Raw genomic sequence first — 16631 nt, forward strand, 5'->3', positions numbered from 1 at the left:
ATCCTGCCTCAACAATCCTCAATAATCAGATACACCGCCTTCACCGGGCCATGTACCCCAACCACCTTGATAAGCTCAATATCCGCCGTCGAGCTGGGTCCACTGATGATATTAATGCACGATGGCATACGCTCACCGGCCTGCGCTTTCTGATGCAGTTTTTCTGCCAGTTGCGCCACACGCGGCAGAATGGAGCTTTTACGCAGCACGAAAATCGAGGACTCCGGCAACAGGCTCAGGGAACGCCCACGCTCGGGCGCAGAAAACAGCACCACGCCGCCGGACTCCGTCAGGCCATATTCGGCATACACCACGCCGACTTTCGCCTGTTCGGCCTGGGTAATATTTTCGCTACCACGCGCCGGATCCCAGACCACGGCGTTGCATTCCTGCTGCAAGCGTTCGGTGATACCCAGCTCCACCAGCCGGCTGTCGCCGCTCAGCACCACCGGCTGCTGACCCAATTCTTCGCACAGGCGTAACGCCGCGTCTGCGGCCAGGTCCTCGCGAGTCAGCTCGCAGCGAGCCAGCATCACTTCGCTGGCGAACTGGATGAACGCATCGCAGCGCTGCTGCGGGCTAAGTTCGGTCAGGCGCTCGTTGGCATAGTTGTTAACCGGCGCGGCATCCGCTTGCGGTTCGAAACGCAGCGGGCGACCCAGCGCCTGGGCGATGGTGTTTAAAAACGCGGTACGGTTATCCATTCTTTTTCTCCTGCGCCTGATGTTTCTTAAACCAGCTGCGGAAGCTCTCGCCGTCAGCATCAGGCAGATCGCGCGCCTCCATCCAGTCACCAATCGCGCCAACCTTGAGCGGGGTTTTGCCGCCATTGATAAACCAGCTCGCCGCATGCGCGCCCGCCATCATCCCGACTTTCCACAGCCCCGGATGGCTATTGGCATAGGCGAACATCTTGATCGCCCGTCGCTCGGCTTTCGGGGTAATGCCCTCCTCGGCCATCACCCGGCGATGACGCAGGATCAGTTTTGACAGAGGAATGCGCACCGGGCAGACGCTGTCACAGGCCGTGCATAAAGAACAGGCGTACGGCAGGTCTTTAAAATCTTTATAGCCGCCGAGCAGCGGAGAAATCACCGCGCCGATAGGTCCTGGATAGATAGAGCCATAGCCGTGTCCGCCGATGTGGCGGTATGCCGGACAGGTGTTCATACAGGCTCCGCAGCGGATGCAGCGCAGCACATCGCGAAACTCTGAGCCCAGCACCTGCGAGCGACCGTTATCGACAATCACCAGATGGAACTCTTCCGGTCCGTCAACGTTATCCGCCTCGCGCGGGCCGGTCAGCCAGGTGTTGTAGCCCGTCAGACGTGCACCCACGGCGCTGCGCGCCAGCATGGTGATCAGCACATCCACCTCGGCAAAGGTCGGCGCGATACGCTCCATGCCCATCACCGCAATGTGCGTTTTCGGCAGCGTGGTGCACATGCGCGCGTTGCCTTCGTTGGTCACCAGACACACCGAGCCGGTTTCCGCCACGGCAAAGTTACAGCCGGTAATACCGATTTCGGCACTGAGGAAATCCTCACGGATCTTCTGACGAATGAACAAGGTCATGGCTTCCGGGGTTTCCGGGCCGTCATACCCCAGACGTTCGTTCAGCACGCGGCGGATCTGATAGCGATCTTTATGAATCGCCGGGACCACGACGTGCGAAGGCGGATCCTGATCCAGTTGCAGGATATATTCCCCGAGATCGGTTTCGATCACCTGGATTCCGGCATCCTGCAGCACATGGTTGACGCCGATCTCTTCGGTCACCATCGACTTGGACTTCACCACCTTCTGCGCATTTTTACTTTGCGCAACCTGCAAAATGTAGCGAGTGGCATCTTCTTTGGTTTTGGCGAAATAGACGTGCCCGCCGTTTTCCGTCACTTTCTCGGAGAGTTGATACAGGTAAGCGTCGAGGTTGCTCAGAACGTGATCGCGGATCTGGCTGGCACGATCGCGCCAGTCTTCCCAGTGGCCTAACTCATCGACCATTTTTTGCCGATTTGCGCCGATACGCTCCTGCGCATTAGCCACGGCTTTGCGCATGATCGGATCTTCTATCTGCTGACGAATGCGCAGTTTAAATTCTACATCGCTGGTTTTTATCGACATCTCTTTCCCCTCAGCGGCTCATCAGCACTTCAGCAATATGCATCACTTTGACCGGCTGGCCTTCCCGTTGCAGTCGGCCGCCAATGTTCAGCAGGCAGCTGACGTCTGCGCCAATCAAATATTCCGGCTTTGCATCCATCAGATGTAAGACTTTCTCTTTCACCATCTCACCGGATATCTCGGCCATCTTGACCGAGAACGTTCCGCCAAAGCCGCAGCAGGTGTCCTGATCGGCAAACGTCAACAGCTCCAGTCCGCGCACGTTTTTCAGCAGCGTGAGCGGCTCTTCCTTCACCCCCAGTTTGCGGGTCAGGCTACAGGAAGGATGATACACAGCGCGCCCCTGCAGGCTGGCGCCAACGTCCACCACGCCCAGTTTGTTGACGATAAAGGAGGTGAGATCCTGCATACGCGCGGAAACTTTCTCAGCACGCAGCGCCCATTCAGGTTCATCGGCCAGATACGTTGGGTAGCTTTTTACCGCGTAGGTGCAGGAGCCCGCAGGGGAGATAATCGGATCGTCGTTGTCTTCCAGCGCGGCGATCAGGTTTTTCATCCCAGGGATCGCCTCTTTGATGTAACCGCTGTTGATGGCTGGCTGACCGCAACACCCTTGCTTCTCGGGGAAATTCACGCGACAACCCAGTTTTTCCAGCAGCAATACGGAGTCTCGTGCCATCCGTGATTTCAGTGCGTCACCAATGCAGGTAACAAAGAAATTTACATTCACAATAACTACTCCATTGCTTCATTTCTGTTTATTGCGCTTGATATCGCGATATCAAACAAATGTTCATTCATATTTCATGCCCAGTTTTTCTGTTTACTGGTTTTACCAATGCCTGGGTTCATAGTGTTGGTCGGATCATTCTCCTGATAAAAACGCGCCAAATTCTCCGGCGCTTTATACAGATGACCGACATTGTGTTCCGCCGGATATTGCGCTCCGCGTTGGCGCAGTAATTCCAGCATCTGTTCTTTTAACGCGTGGGCATCTACGCCTTTTTTAACGATATAATCCTGATGGAAGACATGGCACATAAAATGACCGTAATAGAGTTTATGCACCAACTGACTATCAATTTCTGCCGGTAAATGCTCATACCATTCGGTATCATTACGGCGTAATGCAATATCCAGCGCGAGAATATCCTCAACCTCATCGGAATGAACGGCCTGATAACGAATGGCAGCGCCCGCAGCGGCAAAACGATGCAGAAACGCCTTACTGCCCTCTTCCGCGGTACAGGTAAAGAACGCGCCCTCGGCCGATTTAAAATAGTCCGTTAACCATGCCTGGGCTTCGGCCACACCCTCACCGGACATTTTCAGCATTAGATGGTGTTCATAGTTATCGCGCCAGGTCTTCATCCGCGCCGGGAGATGGCTCGGGAACAGATGGCTAAAAGCCTGCATAGCGCGGTCGGTAAAGTGCGGACGAAAAATCTTCACTTTCTCAAGTATGGCCTCGGTACGCCCCTTCAGGTTGAAGAAGAACGGCATTTTGTCCGTGCCAAGTTTGTCGATCATCAGGAAGGTATCTTTGCTATATTTCTCTGCAATATCATAGATATCGCGGTGCATATACTCCCCAGCAACCGGCAGGTTTGTAAAATTCGCCAGGATGTGGCGGCGAATCTCGGTCAGGACATCAGTCTGATTGGTACCGATATAAAAGACCTGCTGGTTCTTCTCGGCTTCAAAGGTATCCAGACGTACGGCAAACACCGCTAACTTGCCCGCGCAGCCAGAGGATTCAAACAAGCGATCCGGGTCAGCGTTGTAACGTGCTGGCGTGTCGGCATTGATGTCCCGCACGCGGCTAACATAGTCGTGATCGTGCGCGTGACGCCCGTCATGGTTGACGAGCGCGGCTTCAATCGCATTGTTATCCAGCCGGGCAAGGATTTGCTCTGGCGTCTGACCTAGCTCAATGCCAAGGTGATTGACCAGCTGCAAGCGTCCCTGTTCATCAATGCGGGCAAACAGCGACATCTCGGTGTAAGCCGGGCCTCGCTGGACCAGAGAACCGCCCGAGTTATTACAGATACCGCCGATAACCGACGCGCCGATGCACGAAGAGCCGATCACCGAATGCGGCTCACGGCCAAACGGCTTCAGCACCTTTTCCAGCGAGTACAGCGTGGTGCCCGGATAAGCCAGCACCTGCTTGCCCTCATCCAGCACATGCAGACTGTCCAGCCGCAGCGTGCTGATAATGACGATCTCGCGGTCGTAGTCATTACCATTTGGCGTCGAACCCTCGGTCAGGCCAGTGTTCGACGCCTGCATCAGGATTATTTTATCGGCCTCAACGCAGGCGCTAAGGACTTTCCAGAGTTCAAGCAAAGAGCCGGGGATAACCACCGCCAGAGCATCACCCTGACCCGAGCGGAATCCCTTACGGTAACGCGCAGTTTTTGACGGTTCGGTGAGGATATGAGCAGGGCCAACCAATTGGGTAAGAGTCGTCAAAAAGGTCTTATTATCAGTATGTTTCATGGAGGGCGGCTCTCCGCTCCTTATATCAGGGCCAGTGAAAATGGCTATAAGTTCATTTGTATGACAAAACAGAATATTCCCTCAATCAATATCCACATGCAATACCCCATTTTATTTCTTTCGGTACCGCTCACATTTTTTTAATGAAATTACCACCGCCATATAATTCATACCTCGCCCTTTGAGGGGATGCCAAAACACTTATTTCATTTATTGCAAAGATCATCCCATACCTATTAATGATTAACTCTAATGGGTGTTGTAATATTTAGTGGTTATTCATATTTAATAAAAAAATAACATTATTCATACAATTATTAACCTTTATAACTTTATTTCACTGAAGCGATTCAGTTTGCATTTTTTATTTTATTATTCAGGTAGCTTCCTTCCCCCTAAATATAGTTCAGTCTAAAAAAGTAAATCGGGAATTGTAATGCACGAATATTTAATGTTTGCTCTGGCACTCTCTCCTTTGCTGCTGATGGTATTTTTAATACTGAAATTAAAAATGCCCATCCATTATTCCGTACTGATCTCTTTGGTATTCACCGCTGCACTATCGGCAATATTCTGGGAAATGCCCGTACAAAATCTGAAAGCCGCGATAGGGTATGGCGCACTGAAGGGACTATGGCCGATCGTGATTGTGATCCTCGGCGCTATTTTCAGTTATAACGTCATGCAGGCGACCAAAGCGCTGGATATTTTGCGCGATATTCTCGCCAGCATTAGCGAAGATAAGCGTATTCAGGTGCTGCTGATTTCATGGTGTTTTGGTGGATTTCTTGAAGCCGCAGCGGGCTATGGCACGGCGGTCGCTATTCCGATCGGCATTCTCATTGCGCTGGGATTCAACCCGTTGAAGGCGGCGATTGCCTCTCTCGTGGCAAATACAGTTCCTACCGCATTCGGCGCGGTCGGGATCCCGGTTTCTATTCTGGCTGAACAGGTTAATCTGCCGGTTTATACCTTAGGCGGAACCATTATTTTGCAGCTCGCGTTGTTTAATATCCTGCTGCCGTTTGTGATTGTCTGCATTATTGGCGGTGGCCTGAAAGCCATTCGCGGCGTATTTCTGATCACGTTGATTTGCGGCATTTCCACGCTGGTTCCACAATATTTTGTCGCCATCCATCTTGGCGCGGAATTACCCGCCTTTGCCGGTAGCCTGGTCAGCCTGTTTGCCGTGGCGATGGTCAGTCGCCTGCGCAAAGGGAAAACCGATCCCGAGTGGCGCATTGAGGTCAGCCATACCCGCGAAACCACGCCGCGCTCGGCAAAAGTGTTGTTCCGCGTGGGCTCTATCTATCTGTTTATTTTTGTGTTTATCCTGCTGTGTTCGCCGCTGTTCCCGACAATAAAAGGTGCGGCGTCCCAACTGGCTTCTGTGCTGCATTTCACGTTGGCTGACGGCAAAACGATGGCACTGAAAGTTGAATGGGTGACCACACCAGGGATGCTGATTATCTTTGCGACCATTATCGGCGGTTTTATTCAGGGAGCGTCCGCACGCGGGATGCTGGAAGTATTTATCAAAACGATTTTCCAGCTTAAAAACTCTATCGTGGCAATTATGGCGATCGTCGCGCTGGCCACGGTGATGGATCTCAGCGGGATTATCTCCACGCTGGCGCAGTCGATTGTCGATCTGACCGGCAGCTCGTACGTCTTCCTCGCCCCGGTGATTGGCGCGCTGGGCACGTTCGTTACCGGCAGCGATACCAACTCGAACATTCTGTTCGGCAAGCTGCAAACCATAGCTGCCAGCAAGTTACATATCGATCCCAACTGGCTGGCGGCGGCCAATACCTCTGGCGCTACGGGGGGCAAAATGATTTCGCCGCAAAGCATCGCTATCGCGGTTTCTGCCACCAAAATGGACGGTCAGGCCAATCAGATCATGTCTGGCACCATGAAATACTGCTGTGCCTACATTGTGATCCTTGGCCTGAAAGTCGGTCTCTTTTATTACTGGTTTATGGCGTAAGCCATTGTCAACCCCGTCAAATTCGCGGCAATCGTATTTGACGACACAGTGACCAAAAAGGTTTACACCACCCCAGAAACAGAACAAGGCGACAGGCTTTACGATTTGTCGGCGCTGACTAAAATAGCGCCGATGTTTCAAATCGAGGATTGTTGTTATGTTGTTCTGGAAAAAGATGGTGAAGAAGTTCGACGCCTTTTCCGCGTTGATTCCACCACGCTACTTCCGCGTGTAATACCTGGCACTTATGCCTGATGGCGCTTCGCTTATCAGGCCTACATTTCACACTCATTTGTAGGCCTGCGTTTCACGCTCATTTATAGGCCGGATAAGGCGCGAGCCGCATCCGGCAGCAACAGCAGCGTAAAATGCTCACCCCTTTCTCTTACGTAGACCGCATGCTCTTAACACCACCACCCACAGACGAAGCCACGCAAAACGGTAGACCAGCGGATGCTGAAATCGCAGCAATGTCAGAAACATAAAGCCTCCCTGCGGCGCTACAGTACCGCTGCCCGATAGAGAATTTGCGGATCCATTATCTGGTGACGCGCATCTATCAGCCGCAGTTCATACGAATCATGCTCTTTTGTCAGTCGCATCACCGCATCGACGACACTGGTGGTCCGCTCCAGCGCCTGCTTATCCTCATAACCATTGAGCAGTGAGGCCAGCATCACGCTGCAAATCAGATCCCCAACGCCCACCGGCATTTTGGCAAAGGTATACAGCGGCCGGGCAATGTGTAACATCTGTTCCGGCGTCACCAGCAGCATTTCAAACGACTGTTTGTCCCGTGAGCAGTCGCCGAGATGCTTCACCAGCACCTTTTTCACCCCCCATGCCACCAGCTGTTGCGCAGCTTCCACCACCTCGTCAAAACCACGCAGTTGTCTGCCCGTCAGCACGCCCAGCTCATAGAGATTCGGTCCCATTATGTCGGCCAGTTGAATGGCATCATCGACAAAAAAGGACTCTACGCCCTGCGCGACAATGCAGCCTTTTTGCGGATCGCCCATCACCGGATCGCAAAAATAGAGCGCCTGCGGATTACGTTGACGAATGGTGGTGACCGCGTGCTTCACCTCTTCACAATGACGTTTATCTCCAAGATACCCGGACAGCACGGCATCGCATTGCGCCAGCTTTTGCAGGTCATCCAGCCCGCTGATGATGGCACTCAGCTCGCCGTGCGGCATCGCCATGCCCTGCCACATCCCGTACTGGGTGTGGTTGGAAAACTGTACGGTGTAAAACGGCCAGACATCGATCCCCGAAAGCTGCATCGGCAGCACAGCGGCTTTATTTCCGGCATAGCCATAAACGACTGACGACTGAACAGACAACACGTTTTTCATTTTGACTCCGTCTAACGAAACGTTGGCAGCAGACCAAATACGTCCAGAACAACCGTCAGATAGACAACCGCCCCACAGACAATCACCAGGTTAAGTACGGTGTTATTACAGGGCGCGGTATAGCTGGCGGTCGGAAAACGTTTCCGCGCGGCTTTCACCAGGAACGGCGGCAGGATCACGCTCCAGATGGTAAAGGCCAGACCGGCGTAGCCAATCGCGTGCACAAAACCGTTCGGGAAGAAGAAGCACACGGCGGCTGGCGGAAAGTAGGTCACCAGCGCGGTTTTCAGGCGGCCCATGCCGTCATCCGGGAAGTGAAACAGGTCGGCGATATAGTCGAACAAGCCAAGCGTCGCCGCCAGCAGAGAACTGGCTACTGCGAAGTTGCCGAAGAAGGTCAGGATCAGATCCATATACCGGCTGGTGAACAGCTCGCTGATGGCCTCAACAAACACATCGATATTGCCGCCTTTGGCGATAATTGGCGGGAACGCGGAACGGCTGATGTTACCCATCGTGACGCCCAGCCAGAAGATGTACAGCAGCAGGGCAAACAGCGTACCGATGATAATCGAACGCGTGATATTCGGGACCCCACTCTTGCCATACAGCTTGACCAGGCTCGGCACGTTACCGTGAAAACCAAACGAGATAATACAGAACGGCAGCGTCATCAGAATGTAAGGCAGGTATTGTGAGTTGGGCAGCGCCACCGCCACGCTGTCGACAAGTTTCGCCACTTCAATATGACCAACCAGCCCGGAGAAAGTAGCAAAGAACGCGATAAACTTACCGATAATCAACACGGTAGTGATGCGTCCGACCAGCAAGGAGCTATACCAGGCAATCGCGCCGACCAGCATACTGACGATCACCACCGAGATATTCGCCGGAAAGCGCACGCCGCTGTATTTGAACACGGTTTGCGCCATCACCGCTGACGATCCGGAAATATAGGCATAGGTCAGAATATACAGCACAAAGCCGAAAGCGATACCGACTACGATATTCCACTTACGGCCTAATAAATCCTGAGTAAAGGTATTAAAACTGGCACCGGCACCATAATGCAGATTAACTTCAACCAGCATCAGACCGGTTAATAACATCATGATGGCGATAAACAGAAGAATAACAGACGCACCGGGGAACCATACGCCGGCCATCGCAATCGGCAGGGAGAACATCCCGCCACCCACTACGGTTGCGATAACCAACATGGTTCCGCTAATCAGTCCGGGGGTACTACTCTGTCGCTCAATGGCATTAATATCCATGATAAATGTTCCTGTAGACTATTCGTTATAATTACAGCTGTCATTTGTACATCATGCGGATAATAAAAATGTCGGAGTCAGGGTTTACTTTTTTTTAGTTATGTCACGGTAACGAGCACCGCAAAGGCTTCCTGTTCATGGAAAAGGAATACAAAAAAGCCCCATCATGTGATGGGGCCATAACTATTTTTTAGATGTAATCAAAGCGTGCAGTAAAGAAACGTAACTGCTTCGGCTCGTAAATAAACTTCAGCCCGCGAATATCTTCTTTGTGCTGGTAAAGTTTAATAATGCCGTCAGCCACGACATCCATATGTGCGTAGGTATATACACGACGTGGAATAGTCAGACGCACAGTTTCCAGTTTCGGTCTGTGGTGTTCACCGGTCACGTTATTCCGGCCCGCAGAGATAATTCCGCGTTCCATACTGCGTACGCCGGTTTCCACATAGATGCTGGCGGCCAGACTTTGTGCCGGGAACTCGTCCTGCGTCAGGTGCTCGCAGAAGCGACGCGCATCGAGGAATACCGCGTGACCGCCCACCGGTTCAACAATCGGTACGCCAGCGGCTTTCAGCTTATCGCCCAGGTAGCGAACCTGCTTCACGCGGTGCTCGATGTACTCATACTGCATGGCTTCACGCAGGCCAATCGCCATGGCTTCCATGTCGCGTCCGGCCAGACCGCCGTAAGATGGCATCCCTTCGTACACCACGACTAACTCTTTGGCAGAAGAGAACATTTCGTCATCGTTCATGCACAGGAAGCCGCCGATGTTCACCAGACAGTCTTTTTTACCACTCATGGTGCAACCGTCGGCGTAGCTGAACATCTCATGCACGATCTCGGCGATGCTCTTGTTCTCAAAGCCCTGCTCTTGCTCTTTGATAAAGTAGGCGTTTTCCACGCAGCGGGTAGCGTCGTAGAACACTTTAATGCCGTGTGCTGCCGTCAGTTCACGCACCGCACGCATGTTCGCCATCGAGACCGGCTGGCCGCCCGCGAGGTTAACCGTCACCGCCAGGCAAATATACGCAATATTCTCTGCGCCTTTTTCATCAATCAGCGTTTGTAATTTTTTAAGATCGATATCACCTTTAAACGCAATATTCAGACCGGCATCGTGCGCTTCGTCACGAACGATATCGACAAACACCGCACCATTTTTTTCCTGGTGATAACGGGTAGTAGTGAAATACATATTACCAGCAACATATTGCCCTGGTTTAATAGCCAGTTGTGATAATAAGTTTTCTGCGCCGCGGCCCTGGTGAGTCGGAACAATATGTTTAAAGCCGAACAATTCCTGCACGGTTCTTTCCAGATGATAGAAGTTTTCGCTGCCCGCGTACGCTTCATCACCCATCATCATTCCGGCCCACTGCTTGTCGCTCATTGCGTTGGTGCCACTGTCGGTCAGCAGGTCAATATAAATATCTTTCGAATTTAACAGGAAAGTATTGTAACCCGCTTCTTGCATTTTCTTAAGGCGCTCATCACGCGGGATCATAGATACAGTTTCAACGCTTTTAATACGGAAGGGTTCTGCCGGATAATTCATTTTGTTTCTCCAGTAACAGTGGTCATGTACGTATTAATGTGAAGTAAAGCATACCTGGTTCATCAATAAAGTCTGATGAAATATAACTATTCGCCTCCTGATCCAGGGGGAGAAATAATGTGGAGGCACTATGCAAGATTTGATTGATTATGGAAATAGCCCGGTCAACATTAATCACTGGCAATAATTTAAAAAGCTGTAAATGTGAGTGATGCAAATCACACGCCTTTTTTTTACCCGTTAATATTCAACAAGTTTTTTTTTGCGTTTCGATTTGCCATTCATCGTAGTGTGTCTGCGGAGAGTGGAAATACTGAAAACTTAACTTTCCAGGCTGTGCTCGTAATGTATTGCTGAATGAGTACACCTCATTTTGTGAGAGTCGGATCACTTCACGGAGTGATATTTGTGATTTACATCACTAAAAGTGTAAAGCAAAGTGTACAAAACGGTGTTGTTTCAGAGTTTGCTATTTGCTTCAGTGAGTTAGATCGCATTTTTGGCCTGATGCAGAGGAGCGCTATTTTCTGGAAATGGCCGTATTTGGCGGACTGGAAGGGAATGGATTTATACGGTGAATAATACCGGATTTATTGGGGTGAAGGCGTTTTCTATTTATTCCGAAAGCGTGCTATTCGCGCTTATTTCATCTTATTTACATCTGGACTTACCGAAGATCACTGGGGGAATTTACAGGGGTTTTATTAGCGCGATACGAAGGTGCGCCAACACCTGCGCATCGCTAATCACAGTAACTATTTCACGAGAATAGCCATCATGACTGATACGCATTGTATTGCAGTTTCATTTGATCCAGAAGTGCACGCCGCAGATAACCGTCGCCTGAAAGTGGGTTATGCGAGCCGTTATCCTGATTACAGCCGTCTGCCGGTGAAGTACGTTCAGTTTCCGTCCATCGTGATGAAGGGCCAGTGGCTTAAAGCCGCCGGATTCGACACCGGCACCCGCGTTGATGTGCGCGTAATGCAAGGTTGCATCGTGCTCACCGCCCGCGCCGCCGAACCCGAAGAGTCAGCGCTGATGAAATCGCTGCGCAAAGTAGAAAAGCTGCCGGCACGCAAACAAAAGCAAGTGCTGGAGTTTATCGGGGTGATTGCGGGGAAAACGTTGAAGGGGTGAGAGTGTCCTTGAGGCGCCTGTGGCGCCTTTATTAGGGGTTATTGCGCCATCTTTGTTATGCCGTAGTACGTTCGTTCCAGGCGTCGGTATATTGAATATTGCCATCTACAATACACCAGGTGATTTTTTCATAGCGCAGTTGTACGCTTTCCAAATGCCCGGTTCCCGTTACCGTACGTGTGTCATGCACGATTGGTGTCACTGATACAACTTTTACACCTTCAAGTAGGGTATTAAAATATTCCACTTCCTGGCCTGCGTCGTTTATGTGATAGAACTTAAGTTCCGCACTTTGAAGTGTCTGACCTGTCGCAACTGCTTTGTAAAGGTATGGGCTGGAGGAGTCGATCTCTTTGTCAAATAGAAATGGGCCATGTTGGCGTGTGCCGGTTAGCTTCCCGGTGGCACCATCTGTTGGAATGCTAAGGTTATGTGTCAGACCACGGAGCTCAATACTGCCTTCACGTCCCCGGACATCTGAACCTCCACGAATCATCGCGCCACCATCATCTTTTAAAAATAAATGAACGGGTACAGCCATTTTTAAAACTCCTTGTAATCAATCATATAACCAGTGACCTGCTCTGGCTGATTCTGCGAACATACGCACAGTAAGCGGTTTTGACACTTGTTTGATGGGTTCTTTGGTAAACCACTTTCGATAGACCGACTCTCTTTCCCACGGGTAATAGGCCTCGAAATCAATGACTGAAACATCAACGTTATATTTCTCTCCAAAATCTTCAATGGCATACGGTAATTCATCCCATTCAGCGTAACCTTGCAGCGGCGTATCAAGTTCAATCGGGATAGGCTTGAAAGTAAACGTTACCGCGAGAGATAACTCTCCCCGAAAAAATTCTAATACCTCGTTATCAGTCACCATACGCGATCTTCCTCTCTGGCAATGGTGTTGTAGGTATTCACCGTTTTATAGACAATTTGGGCGACATCACTTGCGAGTAATGCCCAACCAATCACAGGAATTGTTCGTCCAACGAATGCCCCAAGATTGTTAGTCATCATTGGTTTTAAATATTTGATACTGGCATTGGTGATGGTAGGAAGCCTGACGGACAATGTTACGTTAAGAAACTCACGAGAATATTTGGAGGCAATTGATGTGCCTTGTGTTGCCCCATATGGTTTACCCCGTGTTTTCAGCAATGGTAACCCAAGAATGATACATGACATTGTTACCACATCTTTAATTCCCCCAAATTGTTCATCAATTTTATCGAGGAAGATCCAGAAAAATAGCTCACCTGCAGAAATGTTACAGACCCCTTTATAAAAGTATGTTCCGTTGAGTTCCTCTACTGTATCCATCAGTCCCCCTTCTTCCCTCAATGATTTGCTTGCTTATCGTACTCCAGGGGAATCACGAAGAATAAAGATGACTACCGTATAAAGTCTATTTTCAGATAAAATAAATATCATGCCGTTAGTAGTAATGTACCAGGAAGACATAATGTAGTGATTGAGTGTTATATCTGGTAAGGAAAACGTTCAGAACAATAATGCAAATAAAACTACCGAGGCATAGTGATATGAGTAAGTTTACTATTCCGATAATAAATATAATTCTTAGCGGTTATGTAGCTACCTTATTTTTAATTTGCTTGTTCGAATTCGATTCATGGCAAGATAAAACCCTTGCCGTTATTATCATCGTAGGGAGTATTTATATTATCGTTTCTATCGTAAACAGGTTTTTACCCACGAAAATGCGTCTATTGGGTGGAGTACTTGACCTATTATCCGGACCATTGCTGATCGCAGGAATCCTCGCCTGTTTCGCCTTGTTTGAACCCTGGCCCATACAAATTATTGGCATTTTTATATGGGTTATCTTTATGATTTATTTACCTTTGCGTATAAATAATGGTAAGGATTAATCATGTTAATTCTCCGTCACCATACCCGATTTCCCTCTCTGCATAGATCCTGGCAGGGCTACTTTACGCTCAAAATACAGTGTGAAAAAGGAATATGTAACGATACACGTATAACAGGAGGGACATCATCCCTCCTGTTCTCGCGATAATTATTTCACTAACGCGGATATATCCTTGAACAGCGAATGGGCTATTTCCACACCGTCACGAGTTGTACGCGTACGGGAATGGTAGCGGCGCTCGCCCGGTAAACGCGCCCCTTGCCGCTGCATATCGGCAAAGAGTCTCTCGGCACGTGCCAGATGCTGCGGAGCCTCCAGTCCCAGAAAGCGGGCCGGGTCCAGGGCCAGAATCAGCTCGCCACCATAGGGCAACCCGCCAGCCCCCTTATCCCACGCCAGCGATTCCGCGCTGGTCATATCGCCGATGAGCGGTCCGGCAAGCAGTTCCACCATCGCCGCCAGTGCCGACCCTTTATGCCCGCCAAACGTTAACATCGCGCCGTCGAGGATCGCCTGCGCGTCGGTGGTGGCCTGACCGTCACCGTCAATCCCCCACCCTTCCGGCACCGCTTTTCCCGCCCGTTGATGGAGTTGGATCTCTCCCCGTGCCGCCGCACTGGTGGCCATGTCGAAGATAAACGGGGGTTTTTCTTCACGCGGCCAGCCAAATGCTATCGGGTTAGTGCCAAAAAGCGGCTGCGTCCCGCCTGCGGGAGCAACCCACGCATGGCTGGGCGTCGTCGCCAGCGCCACCAGCCCCGCCTCGGTGAGCGGCTCAACGTCGGCAAACAGCGCCGAAAAGTGCACACAGCGGTTAATCGCCAGGGCTGCAATACCGCTGTGGCGCGCCTTTTCTATCAGCAGTGGAAGTGCGCGCTCGAATGCCAGCAGGGAAAATGCCCCACCGGCATCCACCTTCACAATGGCCGGCGCGGTATCGGTGATAACCGGCTCAGCGTCAGGTGACACCTTTCCTTTACGTCGCGTCTCCACAATCCCCAGCAACCGCCACAAACCATGCGAGGCACAGCCATCACGCTCACCGTGGGTCACGTTTGTCGCGACCACCACGGCATGCGCTTCACTGAATCCGTTCCCGCGCAGCACCTTATATGCCAGCGCATAAGCCTCTGTTAACGAGAGGTTTACCATCTCCATGACCGACTCCTTTACTCTTCTTCATCACCGGTAAAGTTAGCCTGCGGCAGACAGGTTCGCTCGCCCCAGTAGTAAATTCCCAGCGACATCACCGCTACCACCACCGTATCCCACGGATGACCAATCACCCCTGTGCCTCCAAAACTGCCCAGCCAGGAGAAGAGCATAATCAGTGCATAGAAGGCGATAAGCCACAGAGACGACTTCACCTGCTGTGCCAGACTCACGGTGTGCACCGGCACTTTTGATTTGCAAAGCACATAGACGACAAACATCACAATCTGCAGTCCCAGCAGCCATGACAGCGTGCCCCAGCCAGACCAGAATACAATCAGCGCCGAAATCACAAACGACACCGGACCGATAATCCCGAAGGCCCGCACGCGGAATGGACGCGGCAAATCCGGTGCATTACGGCGTAGCCCCGCCGCCGTGACCGGGGCAATGGCGTAGCTCAGTACCAGCGCCGCCGACACCACGCTTATCAACTGTTCCCATGACGGGAACGGCAATGTCCAGAAGATAGACAATGCAAAGGTCAGCCACAGCGCCGGACGCGGAATGCCAGACTCTTTATCGATGTGGGTAAACGTCTTAAAGAAGGTGCCTGCTTTCGCCCAGCCATAAATCACGCGCGGCGTGGCGTTCATGTAGATATTGCCGGTACCACTTGGGGAGACAATCGCGTCGCACACTACCATAAACGCCAGCCAGCCCATACCGAGCGTAATGGCGATATCCCGGTACGGCAGCGAAAATTGCTTGCTGATCTCTGCCCAGCCGCCACCCAACATATCGGTCGGAATACTGCCAAGAAATGCCAGTTGCAACAGCACGTAAATAATCGTCGACAGCACCACGGATAAAATCAGCGCCACCGGGATGGTACGCTGCGGATTCTTGACTTCACTCGCCACAGAAATAATTGGCGTCAACCCCAGGTAGGCGAAGATGATCCCACCGGCGCTAATCGCAGCCTCAACGCCCGACATACCAAAGGGTGCAATCCCCTGAACGTGCAGGTTCTCAGGTTTGAAAAAGGTAAATAGCGTTACAACGACCGCTAACGGCACCAAAAATTTCAGAATACTGATGATGTTATTGGAGCGGGCAAATGTTTTTACGCTGTAGTAATTCAGCCCGAAGAACAAACACAGCAGCAAAAACTGCACTATCCATCCCAGCAGCGTTGGGTCGCTTGAGCCAGTTTGAGTCAGCATCGGGAACCATGCTGCCGCATACTGCCGCGCGGCAACAATCTCTATGGAGATGAGGCTTGAAAACGCAATCAGCGTAATAAATCCAAGCAGATACCCCATCAACTCACCGTGGGAAAAAACCGGATAACGGATAATCCCCCCGGCACGAGGCAGTGCTGCGCCCAGTTCACAATAGACAATCCCCAGCAGCAGAACGGCAATCCCGCCGATGACCCACGAGGCAATGCCCGCAGGTCCGGCAATCGATGCCACATGGCTTGCTGCAAACAGCCAGCCGGAACCGAAGATAGCCCCAAGCCCAATAAACGTCAGGTCGGTTAGCGTTAGCTGCTTTTTAAATTTACCCACCTCAGCAACGCGGGCCTGTGTTTGGTGCGTAGAGTGAATCGTCATGGTCATGC

The 16631-nt window shown here is 51.2% G+C and carries 16 protein-coding genes; 4 read left to right on the forward strand and 12 right to left on the reverse strand.

The annotated features are described in order from the left end of the window. Positions 1–8: 8 nt before the first annotated feature. The 4 genes from OGY71_RS22140 to dld all read right to left on the reverse strand — a co-directional run bounded on the left by OGY71_RS22140 (position 9) and on the right by dld (position 4626). Positions 9–704: a LutC/YkgG family protein gene (locus tag OGY71_RS22140; protein WP_063941052.1), complete on the reverse strand. Its 696-nt coding sequence runs from the start codon at positions 702–704 to the stop codon at positions 9–11. After that, positions 697–2124 (reverse strand): LutB/LldF family L-lactate oxidation iron-sulfur protein, encoded by a 1428-nt coding sequence (locus tag OGY71_RS22145; RefSeq protein WP_003830092.1) that lies wholly within the window; start codon positions 2122–2124, stop codon positions 697–699. The genes OGY71_RS22140 and OGY71_RS22145 overlap by 8 nt, the downstream gene beginning before the upstream one ends. A 10-nt stretch (positions 2125–2134) precedes the next feature. Then, entirely contained in the window at positions 2135–2854 is a 720-nt protein-coding gene (locus OGY71_RS22150) for a (Fe-S)-binding protein (RefSeq protein ID WP_001102107.1), read from the reverse strand. Between the two features lie 74 nt (positions 2855–2928). Then, entirely contained in the window at positions 2929–4626 is a 1698-nt protein-coding gene (gene dld / locus OGY71_RS22155; RefSeq protein WP_286613727.1) for a D-lactate dehydrogenase, read from the reverse strand. A 436-nt stretch (positions 4627–5062) separates the two neighbouring features. Between dld and OGY71_RS22160 the strand changes: the two genes are divergently transcribed. After that, positions 5063–6616: an L-lactate permease gene (locus tag OGY71_RS22160; protein ID WP_079937197.1), complete on the forward strand. Its 1554-nt coding sequence runs from the start codon at positions 5063–5065 to the stop codon at positions 6614–6616. 500 nt (positions 6617–7116) lie between these two features. Here the strand turns inward: OGY71_RS22160 and pdxY are convergent, their stop codons facing one another. The 3 genes from pdxY to OGY71_RS22175 form a co-directional block, all read right to left on the reverse strand. Next, positions 7117–7974, reverse strand: coding sequence for a pyridoxal kinase PdxY (gene pdxY / locus OGY71_RS22165; protein WP_284962167.1), 858 nt, complete (start codon positions 7972–7974; stop codon positions 7117–7119). Positions 7975–7985: 11 nt separating this feature from the next. Further along, positions 7986–9251: an aromatic amino acid transporter gene (locus OGY71_RS22170; protein WP_003830097.1), complete on the reverse strand. Its 1266-nt coding sequence runs from the start codon at positions 9249–9251 to the stop codon at positions 7986–7988. 190 nt (positions 9252–9441) lie between these two features. Continuing rightward, positions 9442–10812 (reverse strand): tyrosine phenol-lyase, encoded by a 1371-nt coding sequence (locus OGY71_RS22175; protein ID WP_003830098.1) that lies wholly within the window; start codon positions 10810–10812, stop codon positions 9442–9444. A 408-nt stretch (positions 10813–11220) separates the two neighbouring features. Here OGY71_RS22175 and OGY71_RS22180 point away from each other — a divergent pair, with 408 nt between their 5' ends. Together OGY71_RS22180 and symE are read left to right on the forward strand one after the other, a co-directional pair. Continuing rightward, complete coding sequence (locus OGY71_RS22180; protein ID WP_154816715.1) at positions 11221–11394, forward strand: hypothetical protein; 174 nt, start codon at positions 11221–11223, stop codon at positions 11392–11394. Between the two features lie 195 nt (positions 11395–11589). Then, positions 11590–11952: an endoribonuclease SymE gene (symE, locus tag OGY71_RS22185; RefSeq protein WP_164563172.1), complete on the forward strand. Its 363-nt coding sequence runs from the start codon at positions 11590–11592 to the stop codon at positions 11950–11952. Positions 11953–12007: 55 nt separating this feature from the next. Here symE and OGY71_RS22190 read toward each other — a convergent pair whose 3' ends face one another. Genes OGY71_RS22190 through OGY71_RS22200 form a run of 3 tightly spaced genes read right to left on the reverse strand, consistent with a single transcriptional unit; the run spans position 12008 to position 13281 of the window. Continuing rightward, complete coding sequence (locus tag OGY71_RS22190; RefSeq protein WP_003830101.1) at positions 12008–12493, reverse strand: Hcp family type VI secretion system effector; 486 nt, start codon at positions 12491–12493, stop codon at positions 12008–12010. Positions 12494–12511: 18 nt separating this feature from the next. Beyond that, a complete protein-coding gene (locus OGY71_RS22195; protein WP_003830102.1) occupies positions 12512–12838 on the reverse strand; it encodes a DUF1493 family protein in 327 nt (108 codons plus the stop codon). Next, complete coding sequence (locus tag OGY71_RS22200; protein WP_003830103.1) at positions 12832–13281, reverse strand: STM2901 family protein; 450 nt, start codon at positions 13279–13281, stop codon at positions 12832–12834. Before OGY71_RS22200 ends, OGY71_RS22195 begins: the two co-directional genes overlap by 7 nt. 221 nt (positions 13282–13502) lie before the next feature. Here OGY71_RS22200 and OGY71_RS22205 point away from each other — a divergent pair, with 221 nt between their 5' ends. After that, a complete protein-coding gene (locus OGY71_RS22205) occupies positions 13503–13850 on the forward strand; it encodes a hypothetical protein (RefSeq protein WP_149335449.1) in 348 nt (115 codons plus the stop codon). Between the two features lie 149 nt (positions 13851–13999). On the opposite strand, the gene OGY71_RS22210 is transcribed toward OGY71_RS22205, so the two are convergent. Both OGY71_RS22210 and OGY71_RS22215 read right to left on the reverse strand, forming a co-directional pair. Further along, positions 14000–15010, reverse strand: coding sequence for an Ldh family oxidoreductase (locus OGY71_RS22210; protein ID WP_126957123.1), 1011 nt, complete (start codon positions 15008–15010; stop codon positions 14000–14002). A gap of 11 nt (positions 15011–15021) precedes the next feature. Further along, on the reverse strand, positions 15022–16623 hold the full coding sequence (locus OGY71_RS22215; protein ID WP_063941042.1) for an APC family permease: 1602 nt from the start codon (positions 16621–16623) through the stop codon (positions 15022–15024). Between the last annotated feature and the right edge of the window lie 8 nt (positions 16624–16631).

Source organism: Citrobacter sp. Cpo109 (assembly GCF_030332565.1).
Taxonomy (GTDB): Bacteria; Pseudomonadota; Gammaproteobacteria; order Enterobacterales; family Enterobacteriaceae; genus Citrobacter; species Citrobacter portucalensis.